Here is a 23,251-nt window from a genome sequence, read left to right on the forward strand (position 1 = left end):
TCAAAACTCCTCTTCTGTATAGACGTCATCATTTTCTTCGTCATACAAAAGTGTTTCCTCTAAAAGCTCATCAATATTTTCACTATCAGGCATATTTTGCTTTAACTGAATATAATCTGAATTAAAAATCATTGCAGTAAAGTCTGCTTCTTCTGGTGTATAAAACCGTAATGAACTTAAATTATTATTCTTATCAAGCTTATTTTTATGGGTTTTTATAAGGCTATTGTTCTTTTTATTTATAATAAATAGTTCTTTTTTATCTTCCGAATTTATATTCCAATTATAGTTAATTTTATTACTATAAGGTGTTTTTATAGTAGGTAAGCTTATCTTGGGAACAACAATATTTGCACCGCTCATAAATAAATGCTGACCTGCTTTAACCTCAAGCTTGCCCCCAGTTACAGGGAAAATACCCGAACTATTAATCTTGAGTTGTGAACCGTCCGCAGTGAGTATAATTTCTTTTGGGCTAGTTATTTCGATTCTATCTTCTGTTGAAATAATCTGTATCCCTTTTCGTGCAATGATATCTGTACCATCACTTTGTGCTTGTAACTCAATTCTGCCCTTACCTGCATACATTCTTGCTCCATTTTGAGCTGCAAAAAAACTTATCTTATTCTGGGCATGAGCAATAAAATTCTTTTGAGTACTCAGGTTAATACTATCACCAGCAGTTTGGCTAATATGTCCATCTGCACTCAGATGGATATTTTCATTACTAGTAAGGGCCATACTATTTGGTGCACTTAACACCATAATCGCTTGTTTAAATGCAGCAGCTTTATCTCTGTCTCGCTGTTCAATCTGATCTAAAAAGGTTTTTAAATGATCAAGAACTTCCAATGGATCTGTTTGCTGATTTTTTGCAAGTTCACTTAGAGCTTTGCTGTTGTTTAACCCGCCTTCAAGCTGCTGTTTGGATTCATTCGCATCAAGGTGAAGTCCTTGAGCTTGCTCTTGTGCATAGGTACTAATGAGCATGCCTTTACCTGCACGCACAGCTCCCCAAGCATCTGTTCTTAGCTCAAAGCCTTCTCCACGACCCTGACTCGTCGCTTGTTCTTTCGGATGGCTTAAATTACCCAAATTCAGCTGTGTTGCTGCATGACTACTTTGTAATTGGGTACTAATTTGTCCCGTTGTGTCATCAAAGCGTAATTGGTTAAAACCACTACCACTGATTTCCTGACTGCGAATTCCGCTTAGTTTTTTAGTATCAGGAAGCTGCCCTTTCACATCGAACTTGGTTGGTGAGCGCTGTGCTTCATGAATGCGTCCAGTCACAAATGGACGGTCAATATTGCCATCAAAGAAGTCAATGACCACCACTTCACCAATACGTGGTAAGAAACGTGCTCCATAGCCTTCGCCTGCCCAAGGAGTCAGTACATCCACCCAAGCTGAGTCGGTATCATTGTCATTGCTACCCGCGCCACCGTCATGCCCATGATCATCACTACGGGTAAATAGAAAACGCACCTTAATGCGCCCCCATTCATCAACATGAATAGTCTCTCCCTCTGGCCCCACGACTTTGGCTCTTTGCGGGTAAGCAATTGGGCGATGCTGTTCTGGATTATATTCAGGTGCCGTCTTGATCTGACGGCGTATTAGGGTCAGCTCATTACCTTGGCGCTCAATATCATCATAACCATGTTTATCCCAACGACTTTGGGTTAACAACTGGCTAACTTGCTGATGTAAATCTTTTGGTAAGTTATTTTGGTTATAAAAATTTTTAGCAATGATGAGGAACTCTTGATCAGCCCCTTCATGCTGATCAATTTCAGGATGCTCCTGTAGGTTAAACCAATAACCAACTTGGCTATCACGGACACTACTATAGGCCTTAAAGTATTTGGCCTGACTCGCATACATGTCAGTGAAGTGCTGATTTAATTTCTCTAGCTGATTACTACTTGAAGCAGTGGCCTGATCTTCCCCTTTCAAATCTTGCATCCAAGCAGGACTAAGATGCCATGCTTCTTCAAGACTCAAACTCGCTGAATCAAACTGCTCAGAATGTAGGTGTGTAGTGATAACTGAACCTACACCTTCTTCATGTGCTAGAGCATCAGGTTGCCAACGCTGCACATGTACAGCAGTCGGCTGTAAAGTCCGCACTGCAACAAAACCAGTAATGCTATCTTGATATTCTGTTGCACTACTTCTGTGATAGCGAATACTACGACGTGCTAAAGCTTGGTACTGGCTATTATCATCAATGAGTCTTAGTTTTTGAGGTTGTATAGGTGCAGTAAAGTGAGGAACAAAAAGCTCTGCTTCATCAATTAGCCAGCTAACGCCTTCACTTCGCCATAAGCGTGTAAGAAAGTCATAATCAGATTCATTGTGCTGCATGATAAATGGGCGAATATCATAACTCTGGCTTAACCCACTGAGGTCGAGACTTAAACTTGTCGCAAAAAGTGGACTTCTTTCTTGCCATTCTTTAAATAGAACTTCCGTGACTTCAATAATGCTTTTATTCATAAAAACACGACTATTACGGCGCTTGTGCCATAAGTTTGTCGCGTCTTTTAAGGTGAGTTTATAAAGCGTTAAAGCACCGTCACTCTGGCCATAACTCGCTTCTGTCACAATTCCTGTAGTTCGGAACAATTGTCCAGAATCAGTGACCTGATCAACGGCAACTTGCACACCTATAAACTGCTTCAATGCAATTTGGGCACTCGTTGAAAGGCAGATCAACTCAGCTTCCAATCCCCCATTTAGCTGATGTTGGCCTTCTATACGTTGTAAAAAAACTTGGCTATTGAGTAGTTCATTAGAAAATTGCACATGGACGGCACGTTTCTGCGCACTTAACCCTATTTTTTCCAAAACATTAAAGATATTAAAAAGCATTTTTTTATAATCATAAGGATATATAAACGGCTGCACTTTATAAAAAACAGAACTATCTGTCTACATGATTATGCTTTTTTTTAATTCGTTTTTTTATATTTTGACCTATTCCCAAGCAATAAAAAGCCCAACATAGTGTTGGGCTTTTTGATAGAGCTTTAAGCTCTTTTTTTGGTTGTCTTAAATACTGGATAAAAACGGAATAACTGCCATAAACAGACCAGTAATAGTAAGAGGAAATAGACCAATGACCAAACTGGTAAAGATTGACCTAAAAAGGTCCAATCAATTGCTGCACATTCACCTGAACCCGACAATACTTCTTGTAAAACCGTTTTCATTGGTAAGGCATCAATTAGATAATTTAAACCCGGGCCACAGCTTGGTACTTGATCTGGTGGTAAATGTTGCAACCAGACATGACGTCCTGCTACACCCACTGACCATAAAATTGCGATGCCTGCTAAAAATGCATAAAAACGTTTAACCGCATTGGAAACTGGGTTATGCAAAAAGGCTATGAGTGCTACAAGGCCCATCGCCATTAAGCCAACACGTTGAAAAATACAGAGCGGACATGGCTCTAAACCTTTTACATGTTCCAGATACAACGCAAAAGACATGCCGACTATACTTGCTAAAACAAGTAGTCCACTCACCAAACGGTAACTTAATCGCATGTAAAACCTCGTTTTATTATCGATATTGTTCAAGATATTGATCAAAACTGATCTTGGTATCTTGCTCAAGTTTTTCTTGCTGCTGTAAAGATTGCGCAGCCAACTGTTCAAAATGTTTCAAAGTTTCCACACTAAGCTCATGCTGTTCATAACTTTCAGCATGTAACTGAGCCATGTGGCTACCAAAACTCCAAGTTCCACCATGCTTTAACGTATCGTCAATGACATGGGCAGATAAAGTTTCATCAACTTCATCAATTCGTGCTTGCATAACCGCCAAAGCTGAACCATACAAGTCGGTTGCATACGTCTGATCGAGTAATTGTGCACAATCTTGCATTTTTGCAATATATAAACGTGCCCAATCTTCGATGTGATACGACCCAGTTAAATCTGTAATGGTTGCGTTTGGCGCTCGACCTCGGTTGACCACCTCTGTCTGATTTTTCTCAACCAAGTCTTGCTCAGGACATAATAAGTCTGGGCTATCACTTAACAGACAATAAAGTGCTAACACTTCAAGAAAGCCTGCTGTCGTTTCATCAACACCAATTGCCGAGTATGGATTTACATCTACAGCACGTAACTCCACATAACCAACGCCTCGATTTTTTAAAGCTTGAGACGGTGTTTCACCTGCTTGAGGCACCTGTTTTGGACGTACTAGACTGTAATATTCATTCTCGATCTGCAAAACATGATCATTAATTTGCAACGGCTCACCAGATGCATCATTTAACCCTAAACGGCTAAATGGTGGGTAAGGAGAATGAACGGCTTTTTGTAAACCATCCAGATAGCCAGACAAATTGTTGTAATGAATACCTAAGCTTTTTTGTGCTGAGTTTTGATAGCCCAATCGCCCCATACGGAGTGCTGTAGCATACGGTAAATAGTATGAACCTTTGATTAAAGGCAACAAATGATGTTTGTGTCCGGTCAAGAAACAACGACATACCGTTGGACTCGCGCCCACCAAGAACATGACCAATGGTGTTAAACGAATAAAATTACGAATAAGGCCAAAATAACGATGGCTACGGTAATCCTGCAAACTTAATGATTTTAATTGTTCGTCAGTTTCATGAGCTTGCAGCTCAGCAAAAAGTGTATCTGGGAAAGATAAGTTGTAATGCACCCCTGAAATGGTCTGCATACGACGACCATATCGAATTCCTAACCCACGGCGATATAGTGTTTTAAAACGGCCAATATTAGAAGTGCCATATTGCGCTAGACGAATGCGTTCTTCATTGTCGTCTAACATACATGGCATAGACAGCGGCCAGAGTTTTTCACCATTTTCTAAATGACGATGCACAACCGCATGAATATCGGTGAGCTCATGCAGAGCTTCTTCAATCGTTGGCTTAGGTGAGGTAATAAACTCCATCAACGCTTCTGAATAATCAGTCGTAATTTTTGGATGTGTTAACGCCGAACCTAGTGCCTTCGGATGTAACTCTTGTGATAAGAACCCATTACTTTGCATACGTAGGCTTTCACGCTCTATTCCACGTAACATGCCTTGTAGTAGCGACGAATCCACCCAAGCAGGAATAACTGATTGAGATGGTGTAGTGGGTTGACTCATGCATTTGCTCGCTTATTAAAGATCACTATATACAAAATCGTGAGATGATACGGTTACTTATATAATCACATCATTCCAGTTTGGCAATTTTTATCACAATCTTGTTATTTAAGACACGAAAGAATTGTGATTTTATTGAAGAATAATTGCTAAAGAGTTGTCAATATCATGAACGAACAAGACATTTTAAACTTCTGGTTTTCTCCTGAACACCGTTCACTTTGGTTTGCAAAAAGTGATGATTTTGACAAAAAAATCCGTGAAAATTTTTCTGATGTTCATCGACAGGCAACTCAAGCAGAACTCTGGTCTTGGCGAAAAACAGCAGAAGGTCGTTTGGCAGAGATTATTGTACTAGACCAGTTTTCTCGCAACATCTATCGTGATCAGCCCCAATCTTTTGCCTATGACAGCTTGGCATTAGCTTTGGCACAAGAAGCAATTAGTTTGCAACTCGATGCACAGCTTAATCCAGAGCAACGCTCTTTTTTATATATGCCGTTTATGCATAGTGAATCAAAATTGATCCATGAATTTGCCTTAAAATTATTTCAACGTCTTGGCAATGAAATTAACTTAAGCTTTGAGAAAAAGCATAAAGTCATTATTGATCGCTTTGGACGCTATCCTCATCGCAATACCATTCTCGGACGTGTTTCTACTCCAGAGGAAACCGAATTTTTATTAGAACCGAACAGTAGTTTTTAAAGCTTCTTAATTTTTAATGCTGAGTCATCTTTGTTTTAATGCTCAGCTGGGAGTTCACCATGAAATATCTCTCTCTTTGTTTAGCCTTAGGCGCTGCCTTAACCTTAACTGCTTGTGCAACGACTCCAAGTAAACCAAAAACCTTTGATCAACTTGGCCAGTTTTCCGCATACCCTTTAAATGCGCAAACGTTTCGTATTAGTTTTAAAGCCGATCCGAATATGAGTTACGGTGCAGCTGAAGAAATCACTTTGGTAAAATCAGCGCAAACGACCGTACAAAAAGGTTTCCGCTTTTTTAAAGTACTGAATGACCCAAGTAACCAAAGTCAGAAACCACCACGTCAGGCTGTGGTTTATCCATCTGCTCCAAGCTTTTATCCTTATGGCTATGGTCGTCGCTATCCGGGTTTCTGGCATGATCCGTTCTATGATTTCCCACAAGTGGTCAATATCGACCCTGTTCAAGTGTCGTATACTATTGAATGTTATCGGGATCAAAAGCAAGCTCCTCAAGACGCTTTTGATGCAACCTTGATCTTGAAATCAATCGGACAAAAATATGGATTGAGTCCGACAGGAGCGCTGTTGCCACCACCCGAGCCTCCAGTAAAACAAAAATGAATAGGATAAATTTATGAGCATGGCAGAAGAAGTTCACCACGTGCCCAGTCTTAAACGTAGTAAATATTTTGCTACCCTAGCGCTGATCATCGTCGTTGTGCTGTGGATTGCACTGATGGTAGCCGACCGTTTTCTGCCAGAATACACAGGTTTTATTCATATTTTGATGCTAGGGGCCGAAGCCGGCGTAGTTGGTGGTCTAGCCGATTGGTACGCGATTACAGTTCTGTTTCGGAACCCTTTTGGTAAGTTACCAATTCCTAAGTTTTTACGTGACCATACCGAGATTATTCCGCGTAACAAGGCACGGATTGCAGAGTCGATGGGCCGTTTTGTACAGGAAAATTTTCTTTCGCCTCAAGTGGTCGAAAAAAGCTTAGAAAAAACAGACTTAAGCCTCGCAATTGGTCAATGGTTGGCAAGTCCGCAAAACAATACGCAAGTGGTGCAGCTCATTCAGCAAACTGTACCGAAAATTTTTGAATTTGTGAGCCAAGAGCAAATTGCTAATTTCGTGCAAAACAACAGCGTGCAATGGGTACGTAATACCCAAGTCAACAAACTCGCCAGTGAAATGCTACGTGCAGTCTTGGAAAATGATTTCCACCAAGATGTTTTACAACGTGGTCTAGATATTGCCCATGAGTGGGTGGTACAAAACCCAGATAAAACCCGTGAATTAACCCGAAAAATGTTTAAAGCACTGGGTGTCTGGTCACTTGCAAGAGGCGCAAGCTGGATTGGAATTGATGTTCAACAACGTACCATCGACTCATTGGTTGAAAAAGTAGAATCAATGCTGGCCGACCATGAACACCCATGGCGACAAGAAATTGAAACAATTGCACATTCACTCATGCTAGAGCTAGCGAAACCCGATAGTGTTGCCAGTCAACGCCTTAACAGCGGTAAAGATGCTCTCCTTGATAGTCCTCAAGTTCTAAATTTTATTAGTGGTGCTGTCACTATTTTGTGTGATGCCATTAAAGAAGATTTAATGAAAGAAGACTCTGGCATTGCAATGAACCTGCGAGCTGCGATTCAGCAGTTGGGTGAAAATCTCGTTCAAAATGTAAAAGTACGTGAAGTTCTCAACAAAGAAATGACAGGACTTGCCATGAATTTTACGGATCAATATAGCCATAAAATCATACGCTATGTGAGTGAACGCATTCATGAATGGGATTCACGTGAAATGATCGGGAAAATTGAAAATGAAGTCGGTGGCGACTTGCACATGATCCGAGTAAATGGTGTTGTAGTGGGTGCATTTATTGGTTTGACACTTGGTGTAATTCGGGCAGTGATTGAATCAATTTTATAACTTTAAATATTTTTAATAAGAGAACAATATGCTTCAGCTACAGTCAAAATTGGCCACTCAAGGCGTGACTATTTTTAGTACCATGACGGCACTGGCACATCGTCTAGGTGCACTCAACCTGTCACAAGGATTTCCAGATTTTCCGGCGCCACAAGCCTTACTTGAAGCCTTATCTCAAGCGACTTTAGCTGGACATAATCAGTACCCGCCTGGCGATGGTATTCTCGGTTTACGGGAGCAACTCGCTTTACAATTTCAGCAACGTGATCAAATTCAACTTGATCCGGTTACTCAAATCACGATTACTCCTGGCGCAACCATTGCAATTTTTTGTGCCATACAAGCCTGCATCAATGCAGGTGATGAAGTCATTATTTTTGACCCAAGTTATGATAGCTATGGCCCTTCTGTCGAGTTAGCAGGCGGCAAAGCGGTTCATATTGCCCTGCAAGCACCTGACTTTAAGGTGAACTGGCAACAAGTTAAAGATTTGATTAATGACAAAACCCGTATGATTGTGGTGAATACGCCCCATAATCCAACCGGTACGATCTGGGCAAAACAAGACTGGTTAGAACTCATTGAACTGATTCAAGATAAAAATATTCTGGTTTTATCCGATGAGGTCTATGAACACTTAGTTTTTGATGGTCAACAACACTTTAGCGCATTGCATTTTCCAGAGCTCAGAGAGCGTAGTTTTGTGATTGGTTCTTTTGGAAAAACCTTTCATGTGACGGGATGGAAAACGGGTTACTGCGTCGCTTCACCTGAGCTGATGCGTTTATTCCGCCAGATTTATCAATATGCGAATTTCTGTGGTACGACCCCTTGTCAGATTGCTCTAGCGCAATATATGGAGCAACATCCAGAACATATTCAAGAGCTTTCTCAGTTTTACCAAACGAAAAGAGATCGATTTAATCAGGCAATTCTCAATAGTCGTTTTTTACTTAAACCTTCTCAAGGTACTTATTTCCAAAATCTTGATTATAGTCAAATTCGTCCCGACTTAAACGATGTGGAAATGTGCCAGTTTCTTGCCGAGCAACACAAGATTGTGGCAATTCCAGTTTCGGTTTTCTACCAGCAAGCGCCTGAGTCTTTACGCTTGATTCGATTCTGCTTTGCTAAAAATGATGAGACTCTGCAAAAAGCAGGAGAAATTCTGAATCAATGTTAATAAATTTAGCCACTTAGCACTGTAAAAATACTACAAGTCATTCACTCCAAATATGCTAAGTTGAATATCCGCCCAACTCAACAAAGAGATGGGCGATGGAGAATACATGCCACCAAGACAGTCCTTAATTCAACAGCAAAATCTATGGAAAACATTTTTTGTTTTCTTGCTACCCTTGATTGCAACCAATATTTTGCAGAACTTGTCGGGAACTATTAACACCATCTTTGTTGGTCAAATGATGGGAGTAGATGCAATTGCGGCAGTTTCTGTATATTTCCCTATCTTATTTTTGCTACTCGCTTTTATTATTGGGATTTCAACGGGTACTACTGTTTTAGTAGGGCAAGCATGGGGTGCGCAAAATATAGAGAAAGTCCAAAGTGTGGTCGGTTCTACCCTGTTTATGACCATCATTGGTGGAATTATTACCGCGATTCTTGGTGTGTTTTTCGCCCATGATATTTTGGAGCTTTTAGGTACAGATCCCAAGGTAATGCATCTTGCTTTGCCTTATGTACAATGGATGTTGGCGGGTAGTCCACTTCTGTTCGTTTATATTATCTATACCTCAATTTTACGTGGTGTGGGAGACAGTACGACCCCTTTACTGGCTCTAGCTTTAACCAGTGTCATCGGTGTAATTATTACACCAATTCTTCTCAAAGGTTATTTTGGCTTTCCTGCCCTAGGGATTATTGCTCCTGCTATAGCATCAATTATTAGTTATATCGCAATATTAATTTTTCTCGCGATTTATCTTAACAAGAAAAATCATTCACTTCGGCCGAATCGTCAACTTCTGCAACATATCCGTCATAATCCAGAACTAAGCAAAATTATTTTACGCTTAGGCGTCCCAACGGGTATTCAAATGATTACGACCTCAATGGCGGGTTTAGTTATTGTTGGGTTGGTTAACCATTATGGTTCACATGCTACAGCAGCGTATGGTGCAGTGAATCAGGTACTCAACTACATTCAGTTTCCAGCGATTTCGATCTCCATAGCAGCCTCAATTTTTGCAGCGCAAGCGATTGGTGCGGGTAAATCAGATCTATTAGCGCGAGTAACCCGTACGGCTCTGGGAATGAACTTTTTATTTACAGGTGCCTTAATTGCACTTGGTTATCTATTTTCAAAATATTTAATGGCTTTGTTTATTACCGACCCAACTGTGGTGGTGTTAGGTCAACAGCTTTTATTTATTGTACTTTGGGCGATTTTATTCTTTGGCGCAGGTGCCATTTTTGCCTCTATCATGCGTGCGAGCGGCACCGTGACTGTTCCAATGCTGATTAATATCTCTGCCATTTTATTTATTGAAATTCCATGCGCTTACTGGTTTAGCTCAATGTGGGGACTTAAAGGCATTTGGGTTGCCTATGCCTTGGCATTTGTGAGTTTATGTATTATTCAAGGCTTGTATTATCAATTTATCTGGAAGAAAAAGACGATCAAAGTTCTTATTTAGAACCATCCAAGCCACATAAAAAAAGCCATCATTTGATGGCTTTTTTTAATTTAAATCTTATTTCATCCATTTGGTCACAACGGTTGAAGCGCGTTGATATCCTGTTGGGAACAAACGCTGTAATGCATCAAGAAATTTTGCATCACTACCAATCAATAAACGGCGTTTATTTTTCAAAACGGCATCCAAGATTTGACGAGCCGCTTCTTCTGGTGGGGTACGTAAGAACTTATCAAAGTTTTGAATCGATTTAGCTGGGTCCATACCTAAAGTACTCAAGCTATCACTCATTTTTGCAGCTTTAGCAATATTGGTGCGAATTCCCCCTGGATGTACGCACAAAGAACTCACGCCACTTTTTTCAATATCTAACTCTTGGCGTAATGATTCGGTAAAGCCACGCACAGCAAATTTGGTTGCATTATAGCCAGACTGTGTAGGTTGGGCAGTCAGACCAAATAAGCTCGAGATGTTAATAATGTGTCCATCTTGAGTTTGCTTAATGAACGGTAAAAATTCTTTAGTACCGTATACGACGCCCCAGAAATTAATCCCAACAATCCACTCTAAATCTTCATAGGTCGCGCCTTCGACAGTCGAACCTAACGCAACGCCAGCATTGTTAAAAATCAGGTTAACAGAACCGTGATCTTGTACTGTTTCTTGCGCCCACTGCTTTACCGCTTCACGGTCAGACACATCAAGCTTTTTAGTGGTAACAGTAATATTGCTGTAAGGCTTTAAAAGCTCGACAGTTTGTTGTAATCCTTTTTCATTAATATCACTCAACGAAAGATGGCAACCCTGTTTTGCCAAAAGAATTGCTAACTGTTGCCCAATGCCAGAACCCGCGCCCGTAATTGCAGCGACTTTGTTTTTAAAATTTTTCATTGTCCATCCTTTGTTTTTCGATTTGCACAATCGGTTCATTGCATGTGCACTTTAGACACCTTCAATATAATTTTGACAATACACATTGTCAATATAGTACACTGTAATTTCAGATAGAATGGCACAATTCTGCTGAGGGCTTTATCATAGTGAGCATATTTGGCCAAAACCTATAAATTAGGAAACCATTCTTTAGGAAAAAATTTATTTATGGCGACTAACGACTCAACCAGTAAAAAGAAAACAAAAAGTGTGAGTAAAGAACGTCAGTTCAAAGGGTTATCTCTATCTGAACGTAAAGAAGCACGCCGCGAAAAACTGATTGAAGCGGGTATTGCAACCTACGGAACCCTTGGTTTTTTTTCAGTGACGGTAAAAGATGTCTGCCAAGAAGCTAAACTCACCGAACGTTATTTTTATGAATCATTTAAAAAGAGTGAAGATTTATTCCAAACCATCTTTTTAAAAATGATTGAAGAATTACAGCAAAATCTGATGCAAGCCGTGATTAAAGCTGCACCCGATCCAGAAAAAATGGTCGATGCGGGTTTGAGAGCGCTGCTGACAACATTAAAAGATGACCCGAGATTAGCTCGTATTGTCTATGTCGATGCAGTTCTGGTGCAAGAATTACATAATCAGGCCACCATTCAAGAAACACTTGCGCAATTTGATCGCATGATTCAAGCCTTCGTTATGCTGACCATGCCCCAAATTCAACACCATGAAAATGAGCTCTCTTTAATCGCAACGGGTTTAAATGGATATGTCACTCAAATTGCAATTCGATGGGTGATGGGAGGGTTTGAGCAGTCTCTTGAGCAGGTTTTAACTGCGTGCCGTATCGTTTTCTTATCTTTATTAGCTCAAGTTTCAAAATAATATTAAAGTTTTTTGACAGCCAAAATGTGAAAAAATAGCTAAGCAATTAAGGTGATAACCTATTGAATGATTTTAGAAAGTTTGAGGCTTAGATGTCATAATTTGGTCATACCTTTGCCTTAGTTTTGTCACAAATTATTGCTAAATTCATTTTTATAGACTTTTCTGCAATGAAATTGTCATAATTAATCTTTGTAATAAGCCTGTCATAACTACAAAACGGTTCACCGTTAAATCTATAGGATATTGCGTTGTGAAAGATGACTATATTTTAATTGTCGATGATGAGCTTCCTATTCGTGAAATGATCCATACTTCTTTGGACATGGCAGGTTTTCAGTGTTTACAGGCAGAAGATGCCAAACAGGCTCATCAAATTATCGTCGACCAACGTCCGGCGCTTATCTTGCTTGATTGGATGTTACCTGGAGGTGTAAGTGGTGTCGATTTATGTCGCCGCTTAAAACGCGATGAGAATTTAGCAGAAATTCCAGTGATTATGCTGACCGCTCGCGGAGAAGAAGACCATAAAGTACAAGGTCTTGATGCGGGTGCAGATGATTACATGACGAAGCCTTTCTCAACACGTGAACTGGTTTCACGTATTAAGGCAGTTCTGCGCCGCGCGAATGCATTAAGTGGTGAAAAAACAATTGATGCCAATGGTTTAATTCTTGATCCTGTAAGCCAGCGTGTTAGCTTTGGTAACAGTATTTTAGATATGGGCCCAACTGAATATCGCTTACTTGCGTTTTTTATGACCCATCCAGAACGTGCCTATACGCGTGCCCAGTTGCTCGATCAGGTATGGGGCGGTAATGTATATATTGAAGACCGCACTATCGATGTGCATATCCGTCGTTTACGTAAAGTGTTAGAACCTTTTGGTGTTGACCGATTTGTTCAGACTGTACGTGGAACTGGCTACCGTTTCTCAACACGTGCAGATTTAGCCGCAGGTTAACCAAGATTTATGTATGAACCCTACCCCGTCCCTGAACAGGTACGTGAACAAAAGCTTTCTCGCTACAGTAGTTTATGGACGTTTGCCAAACAAGATTTACGGCTTTTATTATTTTTTCTAATTATTGCCGGTTTAGTCGGTTTCGGTATTGGGTATTTCTGGAGCTGTATTTTTATCGCCTTCGTGGTGTTTTTTACACTCCAGTTGCGTTCTTTATATCTGGTCAATGACTGGATTGCGAATAAACCTTATGACGTTCCTCCAAACCTTAACGGGATTTGGGGGGCATTGTTATTTAATGTTTACCGTGCTCAGCGTCAGGAACGAATTGTTCAGGCCGAAATGGTCGGTTTAATTGACCGGGCTCAGTCTTCATTAGTTGCTCTTGCTGAAGCGGTTGTACTCATTGATGACCAACATCAAATCGAGTGGTGGAACCCTGCTGCCGAACGTTTGTTAGGAATCAGTCCTCTCGACCGTGGCCGCAACTTATTAACCATTTTACGTCAGCCTACTTTTATTGAATATTTTAACAATATTGATCAGGCACCTGATGGGATTAAGCTGCATTCCAATTTTGATGATGACCGTTATGTACAGGTTAAGCTCACTCGATTTGGTGGAGAAAGTCGTTTATTGGTGGCTTACGATGTGACGCGTATGCACAACCTTGAGCAAATGCGTAAAGACTTTGTCGACAATATTTCGCATGAACTTCGTACCCCATTAACCGTGCTCAGTGGTTATATCGAAACCTTTACCGATCAGGAAGATATTAGCCCACGCTGGAAACGTGCATTTGACCAGATGCAATCACAAACCAAACGTATGAATGCGTTGGTCAATGATTTACTACTGTTATCAAATTTAGAAAATAATAAGAAAATCGCAAAAAACCAGATTATTGAAATGCCGAGCTTAATGAATCAATTGTTTGATGATGCTCAGGCCTACAATGCTGATTATGGACACACGCTCAATTTACATATTGATAGCCACTGTGACCTAATTGGTTCTGACATGGAAATTGCCAGCGCATTTAGTAATTTAATTACGAATGCTATCAAGTACACGCCAAAAGGTGGAACCATTACCATTGGCTGGCATGATGATGGCGAACATGCATACTTTAGTGTGCAAGACACAGGCATCGGAATTAACCCTAAACATTTGCCACGACTGACTGAACGCTTCTATCGTGTTGATAGCGACCGTAGTCGTCAAACAGGTGGTACAGGTTTAGGCTTAGCGATTGTAAAACATGTGCTGATGCAACACGGCGCTTATTTAGATGTGCAGTCTAAAGAAAACGAAGGATCAACATTTACCGCAGTTTTTCCAAAAGAAAGACTATATAACATGACCTAAAGTTGCCCTCTCACATTTAAAAAGCCGACTCATGAAAAGTCGGCTTTTTTGTATTATTTAAACCAATTTACTTAGAATTCGAGCAATACGATTTTGTCTGATTTTTCTCTATGACATTTAAAAAGTGAGTGGCAAAAGTATTACTTTGACGCAGTGCATCACGGTGATCGCCACCATCAATCGTTTGATAAATAGTTGGTTTTTTTAATTTACATAGCTGTTGGTAATAAGCAGATGTCCCTCTAGGGTCGACTAAATGATCTTTAGAGCCTTGAACAATCATTAACGGCACAGTCGGCACCATATTTTCAATGGACTGCTTTTTAAGATAAGCCAAAAGAGGTTTTAAGTCTGCGTTAGGGCGAAATATGCTAGAAGGAGACTTCTTCAAATCAGATGGAAGTTCAGATAAACAGCGACTACGTGCTTGAGTCAGCACAGTGTTCATTTCAGGACTTACCAGCTTTTCAGGAATGATGCTTGGATCTGCTGCTTGCGCACCCAATAATACAATCGGGAAGAAAGCTGCCACACTTGGTTCTGGGTTTGGATTACTCTGCACATATTCTGCGATGCCTTCATATTGATAGCCGCCTGGCGCAAGAGCGATTGCCCCTTTTAAATCTAATTCGGGAGCATCTTTTTGACCATAGGCAGACACTGCAATTGCTGCAGCCCCGCCTTGACTATGTCCCATCACCAACCACTGTTTATTAAAGCTCTTGGGCTTAAGCAAATGTAATGCCCGCACTGCATCGACCACCGTATGCAGTTGGCTCTTTGCATTCATATAGGGATGTGCGCCTAATGTGCCTAAGCCTTGATAGTCAGGCGCGACAACTGCATAGCCACGTGCAAGCCAACCATCTAAAGCTTTGGAAGCAACTTCTTGATATGAATGAACTGGCCCACCCACATAGTCGCCCGAAGGTGCACAAGTATCAGCAACTCCAGTCGTACCATGTGCCCAAGCCAGTATCGGCCAGCCATTTTTTGGCGGTGTTCCTTTTGGTAATAAAATAAAAGCCGATGCAACAATAGGTTCGCCCTGAATACCTCGACTACGATAATTGACCAACAAACGCTGATCTGCATGAGGAAACAAATCCGTCACAGTTTGCTGTTCTAGCGACAATATTGAACCCGGTTTTTCGCTCACAATTTGCTTACCCAAATCTGTAATTGGAGCAGCCATAGCAGAACCAGATGCCAAACAAATACTGCTAAATAAAATTTTTAAAAAAGAATTACTTTTTTTAATCAAGGGATTACTCCTCTACTTTCTAATCATTTCAAATTGAACTTATAAAAAATATGCCCCTATTGCATATAACGAACCCAACAAGAGGCAAATGAAAGAACTTATATACCAAAATAGATCACTATTCCCACTAAATCTAGCCTTTAACCACGGAAATGCCAAACCACGCAAAATAAATATGATGGCAACGAGAGAAATAATAATTTTTTCAACTGGCAAACTGATAAAGCTACTTGCTGCACAAAAAGCATAAAAAGAAAAAATACAAAGAATAAAACCAACCGAAATTGCCATAAAATTCGGATACCAATGCCCTCTTTCAACCATCTGGACAATACTTTTACCAGCCCCTAAAAACCGAAAACCATTTGCTCCCCAAAACACACAAATAAAATGAAGTAATGCGGCACAGAATGTTAATAGTGCAGCCAAATATAGTAGAACGTTAGGAAGTGATTGCATTAGATTTTATACTAATCAATATATGTGAGATTTATTATACTTAATTATAAAATATATAAAACTTATAAATAGTTAAAATAAAATTAACTTGGTATTTAATATTTTAAATACCAAGCTTAGGTCATCTCAATTATTTACTCTCAAACTCTTTAAAATCAGCTTTTCTGATTTTTGCATGAATACCTTTGGTTTTATCTACCACTTGTGAAACTTCAAAATCAGTCGCGGCACTTAAATAGGCATACGCTGTCGCTTCATCAATACCGTATTCTTGGTTTAAGAAACGAATGGCTTCACGTGTAGATTTCTTCATCGCTTCATCAAGATCTTCATCTAGACCCGGTGTAATCCAAAATTCAGCATTTTCAGCTAAAGGTTGTTTTAAATCTTTGCCCGGTATTTTGTCCTTACCTGCTTTGAGTAAGGTAAATTTCAGCGTGGCGCGGGCTGAAGCTTCTAGTGCCGTTAATGCCACTTCCCCATCGCCTTGCGCGAAATGGCTATCACCCGTATAGAATAATGCACCTTTGACTTGAACAGGATAATACGCGGTTGAACCTGCACCTAGTTCATTAATATCAATATTTCCGCCATACATTGCAGGTGGTACAGAGTGAACAGGCTCAGACGTATTGGCTGCTACCCCCATAATTCCCATAAAAGGATAGAGCGGAAAACGTATTGATTTACCAGATTCTGTTTTTAATACACCTTCGTATTCACCTTTAGCATTTTTTTCGATTGGGGTGAAAATCGATACATTTCCATAACGTTCAGGATGCTCAGCCGATGCATTTTCTTGCTTTGCTTTTTTAGGAAACTCCCCTACTAAAGCACCTTTACCATGTCGATTTGAAATCACACCGTAAGGAACACGTGGCTCAACTTTAAGTACTTCAACTTTCAGAATATCACCGGGCTGTGCACCTTCAATTGCAACAGGGCCTGTCACAATATGCGGCCCATCTTTATGAAAATCATGCTTTAAATTTGACTGCGTAATTATTTTTGCATCTTCCAAGATTTCATTAGATTTGACACCTTTCGATTGAAAGAACTTTTCAGCATTACGCCCTTGGTCTTCAAGCAAACCTTCATGAGAAACCGTATCAAATGTCACAACACTACCCGACGGAACAGTAAGCACGGGTTTAGCATCTCGATTTGGTAAATAGCCCCATGTAATGGTATTTAAAGTAGATGGAACGTAATAATTACCTTTATATTCTCCATTTTGAAGTTGAGTAGGTTGTTTTGAAATTTGATTTAAAACTTTAAAATCATTGGCATGGGTGAGTGAAATACAAAGTACAGATAAAACCGAAGCTGTCAGGCGTTTAACTTTTAACATGATTTCAGAACCTAAAAAATATGAAAGTTACAGTAAAGTCCTGAACAAGTAGCAAGCATTGTGCCAAGGCTAAAGTTGTGTAATATCTAAAAAGCATTTCTTGCTTATAAAAAAATAAATAATTTTTTAGATTTAATAACTTATCTTCAAATGAAATTAAAACCTCGACTTAAGTCTAACTTAAGTATTTCATTCTATTTTTATTTATTAATTTTTAATCATATTAATATTTTTGCTCTCTTCAGATACATATTTATAGACTAGCTTATATAACGTACTCATTTAGATCACTTAATAATAATTATATTTCCATATAATATAAATCCAAACATAATTATATATTTTAGGTTTATATAATTTAAATCAAAAAAACCCTGAATAATTAAAGTCAGGGTTTACTTGTTTTTAGGGAGCTATATAACGGACTAAACGGTATGTCCCATGCGCTCGCCCATTACAACTACAGACTCAGCTTTAAAACGTTGTTCCCATTCGATCTTATCTTTTTCAAATAAAATAACAGCTGTAGAACCTAAATAAAAACGTCCAAGCTCAGCACCTTTCTCTAGCTTTAACTGATGATGTTGTAATTCGATACGGCCTGAAGGTTTTACCTTGCCTGTTGCCACAGTTTCAATACCAGCAACAATCATCGCACCTACTAGAACAACAGCCATACGGCCAAGTTCAGTATCGAACAAACACACCATGCGTTCATTACGAGCAAATAATCCCGGTACATTTTCAGCAGTGACCTGATTTACTGAAAATAGCTCGCCTGGCACGTATAACGTTTCTGTTAATGTCCCGGCAAACGGCATATGAACACGATGGTAATCACGCGGTGATAAATAAACTGTCGCGAACTCACCGTCTTGGAATGGTTGAGCAAGTTGTGGATCGCCAATGAGTTTCTCTACAGAGAAACTTTGACCTTTTGCTTGAAAGACTTCACCCGCAGTAATTTTACCAATTTGGGAAATTGCGCCGTCCGCTGGTGAGACAATGCTATCTGTATTTTCATCAATCAGACGTACACCCTCTTTTAATGCACGGGTAAAAAAGTCATTAAAAGATTTATATTTCAGTGCATTGCCTTGTTCAGCAATCGATAAATCAATCCCATATTTAGCTTTAAACGCATGAATAACAGCGTTTTTCACAACTGGATTTTCACTCGCAGCAACTTTACCTACCACACGGCTCAATTGATGCTGTGGTACAAGGTTTTGTGCCTTAATAAATAATTCTTTTTTTAATCGAGATGTGAAACTCACGACGGTGATTCTCCAGTAATAATAGGACTATCGAGGCGATTGCCCCATTCACTCCACGCACCATCATAGGCTTTTGCTTCCCAGCCCAAGAGTCTAGCCAGAATATAGGCCAAACCGGAACGGTGATGTGACTGGCAGTACACAACTACAGGTTGTTGTAAATCGAACCCAAGTTGTTCAAGGCGCTGCCGCGTGCGTTCAAGCGGATGCAATTTTAGATGATTTTGACGATTAAGTGCAGTACTCCATTCAAAATGGAGGGCATTTGGAATGTGACCGCCGCGTCGCGCTGCTAAACGGACACCACTATATTCATCACTCGTCCGGCAATCCCACAGTTGCACACTTTCTTGCTCAACTTGTTTGCGTAGCTCTTCATAGTTCACACGGAACTGAGCGGCATGTGATAAATCAATTTGAATTAAGTCTGTAACAGGAGAAATTTTTTCAACTTCTGCTGTAGTTGGTAAGCCTGCACCTAACCATGCATGGATACCGCCGTTAATTAAACTGGTACGGGTAAATCCTAGGCAATGCAAATTCCAGATTAAACGCCCAGCCCATGCACCACCTTCATCGTCATAGACCACAACATGATGATTCGGTGAAATATTCAATTTTTCAATCAGTGCTTGCAAACCCGCTTCATCTGGCAAAACACCAGTGGCTTCTTCGTGTTGAGCCACTAACCATTTAGGCTGTAAATGAATGGCATGTGGAATATGGAGTTGTTCATAAACCGATGCACGGCTCAAATCTATAATGCGAATATATTCATTGCCTAAATAAGGCACTAATTCTTCTGCTTCTATTAATAAATCGAGTTTAAAATCAGGGAGTGTCATCGTCATGGTTTCTTTTTATACCAGCTTATTTTCAATCTTAGCATAAGCATATATCTAACAAACTCTGATTTTCTGCTACGCTTTAGCAGAAAATCAGATATCAGCATTCTCACTTTTAAAAATAAAAAATAGCGAGACCACTTTTTACTTAAACCACTTCTTCAAGTTCTTCGATTTCAAAAACCTGACGCAAATAGGCCAAGAAAGTATCGTTGTCAGTCATGGTTTTACCCGGACTATCAGAGATCTTCGCAACTGACTGACCATTACATTCAACCAGTTTCAACACAATATTCAGTGGCTTTTGCCCCATATCGTTGGTTAGGTTAGTACCAATACCGAAACTCACCTGAAAACGATCTTTAAAGTATTGATGCAACTCCCATGCCTTTGGCAAATTAAGGCCATCGCTAAAGGTCAGCATTTTGGTTTTGGTATCAATTTTTAATTTACGGTAATGTGCATACGCCTTATCACCCCATTCATACGGGTCGCCACTGTCATGACGTAAACCATCAAATAGTTTGGCAAAATACAGGTCAAAGTCGCGTAAGAAAGCGTCCATCCCTACCACATCGGTTAGGGCAATTCCTAAATCTCCACGGTACTCTTGTACCCACGTCTCTAAAGCAGCTTTTTGGAAATCACGCAAACGTACATCAAGTGCCTGAAACGCCTGTAGGAATTCATGTGCCATGGTCCCGATCGGTGTAATGTTAAGCTCTTTAGCCAGCAACACATTACTTGTACCACGGAACACATTTGGTACAGTTTTATGAAATGCCGCTACGACATGTTTTTGCCAAGCAAAGCTATAACGACGACGTGTACCAAAATCAGAAACTAAAAACGGTGGATCGTTTGGCTTTTGAGATTTTTCATATTGCTGAATCAAATCGAGTTTTGCTTGTAAACGGCGTTCGCCTTCGGCCCAAACTTGATCTGTTTTGATACGGCTAAAATACAACTCATTTACAATGGCTAGGACAAAAATCTCGAACATCATCGCCTGAACCATCGGTCCTTCAATATGAATATCTAATCGGCCTTCTGCATCAATACTAGCCTGAATAAAACGACGTTTGAGTTGGAATAATTCTAAGTAATCGACAAAGTCGCTTTTAATAAAGCGTAATTTTCTTAAATATTGTAGCTCGTCTTCTTTATATTTGAGATTACATAAATGGTCGAGTTGCTCGTTTAAGTCATCCAAAATATCCACTAATGGATAGACTGTATCTTCTAAGTTTCTGCAACGAAAATGATAGACACTATGTGTTTGCGGGAATTTATGCAGAACCACTTGTAGCATCGTAAATTTGTACAAGTCTGTATCTAGTAAAGAATGGATAATTGGAGACATAGTCAATGATTATTCGCTTGCTTCTTAGCATTAAAGCATATTTTTATGGATGAATTACGAGGTTTTATACCATTGTTGCAGTTCCATGAAATTTCCTTTTAAAAATCATTTAATTTAAATTCTGCTAAACTACGTTAATTCAATTAATTATAGAAATTTGCTTTAACTATGCGCGCTTTAATACAACGAGTTCTTGAAGCCAAAGTGGTTGTAGACGGTGAAACTACAGGCGAAATCCAACACGGCCTACTGGTGTTTTTAGGCATTGGCCGAGATGATACTTTGGCTATTGGTCAAAAGCTTATTGATAAAATTTTGAAATATCGAATTTTTGATGATGAACAAGGCAAAATGGGCTGGAACGTGTCTCAAGCAAATGGTGGAATCTTGCTTGTGTCACAATTTACCTTGATGGCACAAACACAAAAAGGTCTGCGTCCAGACTTTGGCCCAGCAATGCCACCTAGCGACGCAAAAGCGTTATACGAACAATTGGTTGAATATGCGCATTCTCAATTTGAAAAAGTTCAAACTGGAATTTTTGCAGCCGATATGAAAGTTCATTTGATTAATGATGGTCCAGTGACATTCAATCTAGAAGTCGAAGCATAGACATAAAAAAACTCCCAAAATGGGAGTTTTTTTATATTTGGATATTAACGTCCAGTTTTCTCTTTAATAAAAGCACGTGCCTGACGTACTTTATCTTTTACTGGTTTTGGTAACTTAGGTGGAATGAGCTTAGCAACCTGGTTGAACCATACCAACAAGCTGAAGTCACCTTCCATTTTAATGCTGCCATCTTGCATACCCGTCATAAATGCTGTTGGGTCACCTTTGATCAAAGTTTTTACACCTTGCTCACTGTCTGCAAATTGCAAAATAAAATCAGCTTTTTCAGGTGCGCCTGCAACAGTATCAATCTGACCATTATTAATAATGATCTGACGTGCAACACCTAAATCTGTACCGATCTGAATACGAAATGCACGGTCATGAATCAGTTCAATAAACTTAGGGCTAGTACGCGCCAACTGCTTCATACGCAGCACTAAACCTGCTACCAACAAATCTAATGGGTCTGTACTGACATCAACAAGAGGTAACTTGACTACAGGTATGGAAGAAAGTTTCATGAACATTCACGCCTATTGTATTTTTATGAAAACTTTAGAGCAAAACTTAGCAAGGTCATACCATTGCCTATGTTTTATGCATCAATTGATATTTTTTAGCTGGCAACGCAATCTAGATGAAACGTCAACAGACCCATCTATCGTAGCATAACTGGCTATTTTTTAATAAATGCTTTGTATAATAAAAATCACGTTTCGTAAATGAAAAAGGCATGCTGTGCATACCTTTTTACCGTTAGATAACAATTTAATTATCGGCTAGAACATTGCTGCTGATCATCTTCATATACTGGCGTGTGTTCTATATATTGGCGATTTGCCAATGCCTTTTGTGCTTGTTTATCCTCACGTAACAAAATAAATGTAACCATTACCATCGCTAGACTTAATGCAGTTAAATAACTATATGTGACTGGCATTTCAAAAGTGACTTGAACTCCAAAACGGACCACTTCCAATAGCCCCCAAAAGAACATCCCTGCAAGCATAAAACCAAGCCAACGACGGTAAGGAGAAAAGAAAACAGCAACAAGCGCGACAGCAATTAAGCTGAATCCGGCGATAGCGGCAAAATTCGCTGTTACCATAGAAACCTCCGTCTTAATGAAAACGTCTAAAAACATTCGGTCTTTAATACCCGACCTCATTCCAAAAACAACTTTAATTCATGATTTGTGTTGAAGCTTACGATGCATTATGGATGTTTTTTTTTAGAAAAAAAGACCCGTTTTTTCTTAATGCGACATACTTTGTCGCAACATTCTTTTGTCATTACATTTTTGTAAAATTCAAAAAGTTCGATTCCCTATATGGCATCAATTCTGGCGTGTCATTACAAAAAAATATGCCGTTTTTAAGGATCAAAATAAGTTTTTTTCAGATTTTTTTATTGCCTTTTTTCTGTGCAAAATTTTGTCATAACTTGCTTGTTTTTATGACTATTCTGCATAAAAAAAGCGCTACTCTGAAGTAGCGCTTAAAGCTTATC

Annotated in this window: 22 protein-coding genes; 10 read left to right on the forward strand and 12 right to left on the reverse strand. The window is 39.6% G+C overall.

Annotated features, from left to right (window positions below; translation table 11 throughout):
- The 3 genes from ACTJJG_RS04225 to gshA all read right to left on the reverse strand — a co-directional run bounded on the left by ACTJJG_RS04225 (position 1) and on the right by gshA (position 5,151).
- Positions 1-2,877, reverse strand: a complete 2,877-nt coding sequence (locus ACTJJG_RS04225) for a type VI secretion system Vgr family protein (protein ID WP_032057111.1) — start codon at positions 2,875-2,877, stop codon at positions 1-3.
- Between the two features lie 158 nt (positions 2,878-3,035).
- A complete protein-coding gene (locus tag ACTJJG_RS04230; RefSeq protein WP_002121896.1) occupies positions 3,036-3,557 on the reverse strand; it encodes a disulfide bond formation protein B in 522 nt (173 codons plus the stop codon).
- Between the two features lie 16 nt (positions 3,558-3,573).
- A complete protein-coding gene (gene gshA / locus ACTJJG_RS04235; protein WP_005066727.1) occupies positions 3,574-5,151 on the reverse strand; it encodes a glutamate--cysteine ligase in 1,578 nt (525 codons plus the stop codon).
- A 168-nt stretch (positions 5,152-5,319) separates the two neighbouring features.
- Between gshA and ACTJJG_RS04240 the strand changes: the two genes are divergently transcribed.
- From ACTJJG_RS04240 to ACTJJG_RS04260, 5 genes are all read left to right on the forward strand, one after another.
- Positions 5,320-5,859: a DUF924 family protein gene (locus ACTJJG_RS04240; RefSeq protein WP_002121850.1), complete on the forward strand. Its 540-nt coding sequence runs from the start codon at positions 5,320-5,322 to the stop codon at positions 5,857-5,859.
- Positions 5,860-5,918: 59 nt separating this feature from the next.
- Positions 5,919-6,482: a CC0125/CC1285 family lipoprotein gene (locus tag ACTJJG_RS04245; protein WP_372552652.1), complete on the forward strand. Its 564-nt coding sequence runs from the start codon at positions 5,919-5,921 to the stop codon at positions 6,480-6,482.
- Between the two features lie 13 nt (positions 6,483-6,495).
- Positions 6,496-7,806 (forward strand): DUF445 domain-containing protein, encoded by a 1,311-nt coding sequence (locus ACTJJG_RS04250; RefSeq protein WP_017387594.1) that lies wholly within the window; start codon positions 6,496-6,498, stop codon positions 7,804-7,806.
- Positions 7,807-7,834: 28 nt separating this feature from the next.
- Positions 7,835-8,989, forward strand: coding sequence for a pyridoxal phosphate-dependent aminotransferase (locus tag ACTJJG_RS04255; protein ID WP_032013090.1), 1,155 nt, complete (start codon positions 7,835-7,837; stop codon positions 8,987-8,989).
- Positions 8,990-9,095: 106 nt separating this feature from the next.
- Positions 9,096-10,463, forward strand: coding sequence for an MATE family efflux transporter (locus ACTJJG_RS04260; RefSeq protein WP_017387596.1), 1,368 nt, complete (start codon positions 9,096-9,098; stop codon positions 10,461-10,463).
- 57 nt (positions 10,464-10,520) lie between these two features.
- Here the strand turns inward: ACTJJG_RS04260 and ACTJJG_RS04265 are convergent, their stop codons facing one another.
- The gene (locus tag ACTJJG_RS04265; protein WP_002121857.1) at positions 10,521-11,354 is read right to left on the reverse strand and encodes an SDR family NAD(P)-dependent oxidoreductase; all 834 of its coding nucleotides are present in this window, start codon (positions 11,352-11,354) and stop codon (positions 10,521-10,523) included.
- Between the two features lie 210 nt (positions 11,355-11,564).
- Between ACTJJG_RS04265 and ACTJJG_RS04270 the strand changes: the two genes are divergently transcribed.
- From ACTJJG_RS04270 to phoR, 3 genes are all read left to right on the forward strand, one after another.
- Positions 11,565-12,236 carry a TetR/AcrR family transcriptional regulator gene (locus ACTJJG_RS04270; RefSeq protein ID WP_000224580.1) on the forward strand — a complete coding sequence of 224 codons (672 nt, stop codon included), beginning with the start codon at positions 11,565-11,567 and terminating at the stop codon, positions 12,234-12,236.
- A 253-nt stretch (positions 12,237-12,489) separates the two neighbouring features.
- Entirely contained in the window at positions 12,490-13,200 is a 711-nt protein-coding gene (phoB, locus tag ACTJJG_RS04275) for a phosphate regulon transcriptional regulator PhoB (RefSeq protein WP_000650776.1), read from the forward strand.
- A gap of 9 nt (positions 13,201-13,209) precedes the next feature.
- Positions 13,210-14,568 carry a phosphate regulon sensor histidine kinase PhoR gene (phoR, locus tag ACTJJG_RS04280; RefSeq protein ID WP_002121907.1) on the forward strand — a complete coding sequence of 453 codons (1,359 nt, stop codon included), beginning with the start codon at positions 13,210-13,212 and terminating at the stop codon, positions 14,566-14,568.
- A gap of 67 nt (positions 14,569-14,635) precedes the next feature.
- Here phoR and ACTJJG_RS04285 read toward each other — a convergent pair whose 3' ends face one another.
- The 6 genes from ACTJJG_RS04285 to pncB all read right to left on the reverse strand — a co-directional run bounded on the left by ACTJJG_RS04285 (position 14,636) and on the right by pncB (position 21,127).
- Complete coding sequence (locus ACTJJG_RS04285) at positions 14,636-15,832, reverse strand: alpha/beta fold hydrolase (protein ID WP_372552653.1); 1,197 nt, start codon at positions 15,830-15,832, stop codon at positions 14,636-14,638.
- 39 nt (positions 15,833-15,871) lie between these two features.
- The gene (locus ACTJJG_RS04290) at positions 15,872-16,291 is read right to left on the reverse strand and encodes a hypothetical protein (protein ID WP_069120258.1); all 420 of its coding nucleotides are present in this window, start codon (positions 16,289-16,291) and stop codon (positions 15,872-15,874) included.
- 130 nt (positions 16,292-16,421) lie between these two features.
- Positions 16,422-17,642, reverse strand: coding sequence for an acetamidase/formamidase family protein (locus tag ACTJJG_RS04295; protein WP_032006661.1), 1,221 nt, complete (start codon positions 17,640-17,642; stop codon positions 16,422-16,424).
- 425 nt (positions 17,643-18,067) lie between these two features.
- Positions 18,068-18,919, reverse strand: a complete 852-nt coding sequence (gene asd / locus ACTJJG_RS04300; RefSeq protein WP_032006660.1) for an archaetidylserine decarboxylase — start codon at positions 18,917-18,919, stop codon at positions 18,068-18,070.
- Positions 18,916-19,764, reverse strand: a complete 849-nt coding sequence (locus ACTJJG_RS04305; protein WP_032006659.1) for a sulfurtransferase — start codon at positions 19,762-19,764, stop codon at positions 18,916-18,918. The genes asd and ACTJJG_RS04305 overlap by 4 nt, the downstream gene beginning before the upstream one ends.
- Positions 19,765-19,912: 148 nt before the next feature.
- A complete protein-coding gene (gene pncB, locus ACTJJG_RS04310) occupies positions 19,913-21,127 on the reverse strand; it encodes a nicotinate phosphoribosyltransferase (RefSeq protein ID WP_032006658.1) in 1,215 nt (404 codons plus the stop codon).
- Between the two features lie 168 nt (positions 21,128-21,295).
- On the opposite strand from pncB, the gene dtd reads away from it, so the two are divergent.
- Positions 21,296-21,739, forward strand: a complete 444-nt coding sequence (dtd, locus tag ACTJJG_RS04315) for a D-aminoacyl-tRNA deacylase (protein ID WP_032005029.1) — start codon at positions 21,296-21,298, stop codon at positions 21,737-21,739.
- Positions 21,740-21,783: 44 nt separating this feature from the next.
- Here dtd and ACTJJG_RS04320 read toward each other — a convergent pair whose 3' ends face one another.
- On the reverse strand, positions 21,784-22,263 hold the full coding sequence (locus ACTJJG_RS04320; RefSeq protein ID WP_002119134.1) for a hypothetical protein: 480 nt from the start codon (positions 22,261-22,263) through the stop codon (positions 21,784-21,786).
- Positions 22,264-22,514: 251 nt separating this feature from the next.
- Positions 22,515-22,850, reverse strand: a complete 336-nt coding sequence (aciT, locus tag ACTJJG_RS04325; protein WP_002119105.1) for a ciprofloxacin tolerance protein AciT — start codon at positions 22,848-22,850, stop codon at positions 22,515-22,517.
- 113 nt (positions 22,851-22,963) lie between these two features.
- On the opposite strand from aciT, the gene ACTJJG_RS04330 reads away from it, so the two are divergent.
- Positions 22,964-23,236, forward strand: a complete 273-nt coding sequence (locus ACTJJG_RS04330; protein ID WP_017481842.1) for a hypothetical protein — start codon at positions 22,964-22,966, stop codon at positions 23,234-23,236.
- Positions 23,237-23,251 lie beyond the last annotated feature (15 nt).

The organism is Acinetobacter sp. 22512 (assembly GCF_052044755.1).
GTDB lineage: Bacteria > Pseudomonadota > Gammaproteobacteria > Pseudomonadales > Moraxellaceae > Acinetobacter > Acinetobacter pittii.

Bases quoted from the DNA above. Each gene is read 5' to 3' on its own strand.
- aciT (WP_002119105.1), bottom strand. From the start codon at position 22,850: ATGGTAACAGCGAATTTTGCCGCTATCGCCGGATTCAGCTTAATTGCT.
- ACTJJG_RS04330 (WP_017481842.1), top strand. From the start codon at position 22,964: ATGTTTTTTTTTAGAAAAAAAGACCCGTTTTTTCTTAATGCGACATAC.
- ACTJJG_RS04260 (WP_017387596.1), top strand. From the start codon at position 9,096: ATGCCACCAAGACAGTCCTTAATTCAACAGCAAAATCTATGGAAAACA.
- ACTJJG_RS04265 (WP_002121857.1), bottom strand. From the start codon at position 11,354: ATGAAAAATTTTAAAAACAAAGTCGCTGCAATTACGGGCGCGGGTTCT.
- ACTJJG_RS04290 (WP_069120258.1), bottom strand. From the start codon at position 16,291: ATGCAATCACTTCCTAACGTTCTACTATATTTGGCTGCACTATTAACA.
- phoR (WP_002121907.1), top strand. From the start codon at position 13,210: ATGTATGAACCCTACCCCGTCCCTGAACAGGTACGTGAACAAAAGCTT.
- ACTJJG_RS04230 (WP_002121896.1), bottom strand. From the start codon at position 3,557: ATGCGATTAAGTTACCGTTTGGTGAGTGGACTACTTGTTTTAGCAAGT.
- ACTJJG_RS04245 (WP_372552652.1), top strand. From the start codon at position 5,919: ATGAAATATCTCTCTCTTTGTTTAGCCTTAGGCGCTGCCTTAACCTTA.
- ACTJJG_RS04255 (WP_032013090.1), top strand. From the start codon at position 7,835: ATGCTTCAGCTACAGTCAAAATTGGCCACTCAAGGCGTGACTATTTTT.
- gshA (WP_005066727.1), bottom strand. From the start codon at position 5,151: ATGAGTCAACCCACTACACCATCTCAATCAGTTATTCCTGCTTGGGTG.
- ACTJJG_RS04270 (WP_000224580.1), top strand. From the start codon at position 11,565: ATGGCGACTAACGACTCAACCAGTAAAAAGAAAACAAAAAGTGTGAGT.
- ACTJJG_RS04240 (WP_002121850.1), top strand. From the start codon at position 5,320: ATGAACGAACAAGACATTTTAAACTTCTGGTTTTCTCCTGAACACCGT.
- pncB (WP_032006658.1), bottom strand. From the start codon at position 21,127: ATGTCTCCAATTATCCATTCTTTACTAGATACAGACTTGTACAAATTT.
- ACTJJG_RS04305 (WP_032006659.1), bottom strand. From the start codon at position 19,764: ATGACACTCCCTGATTTTAAACTCGATTTATTAATAGAAGCAGAAGAA.
- ACTJJG_RS04295 (WP_032006661.1), bottom strand. From the start codon at position 17,642: ATGTTAAAAGTTAAACGCCTGACAGCTTCGGTTTTATCTGTACTTTGT.
- ACTJJG_RS04225 (WP_032057111.1), bottom strand. From the start codon at position 2,877: ATGCTTTTTAATATCTTTAATGTTTTGGAAAAAATAGGGTTAAGTGCG.
- ACTJJG_RS04320 (WP_002119134.1), bottom strand. From the start codon at position 22,263: ATGAAACTTTCTTCCATACCTGTAGTCAAGTTACCTCTTGTTGATGTC.
- dtd (WP_032005029.1), top strand. From the start codon at position 21,296: ATGCGCGCTTTAATACAACGAGTTCTTGAAGCCAAAGTGGTTGTAGAC.
- ACTJJG_RS04250 (WP_017387594.1), top strand. From the start codon at position 6,496: ATGAGCATGGCAGAAGAAGTTCACCACGTGCCCAGTCTTAAACGTAGT.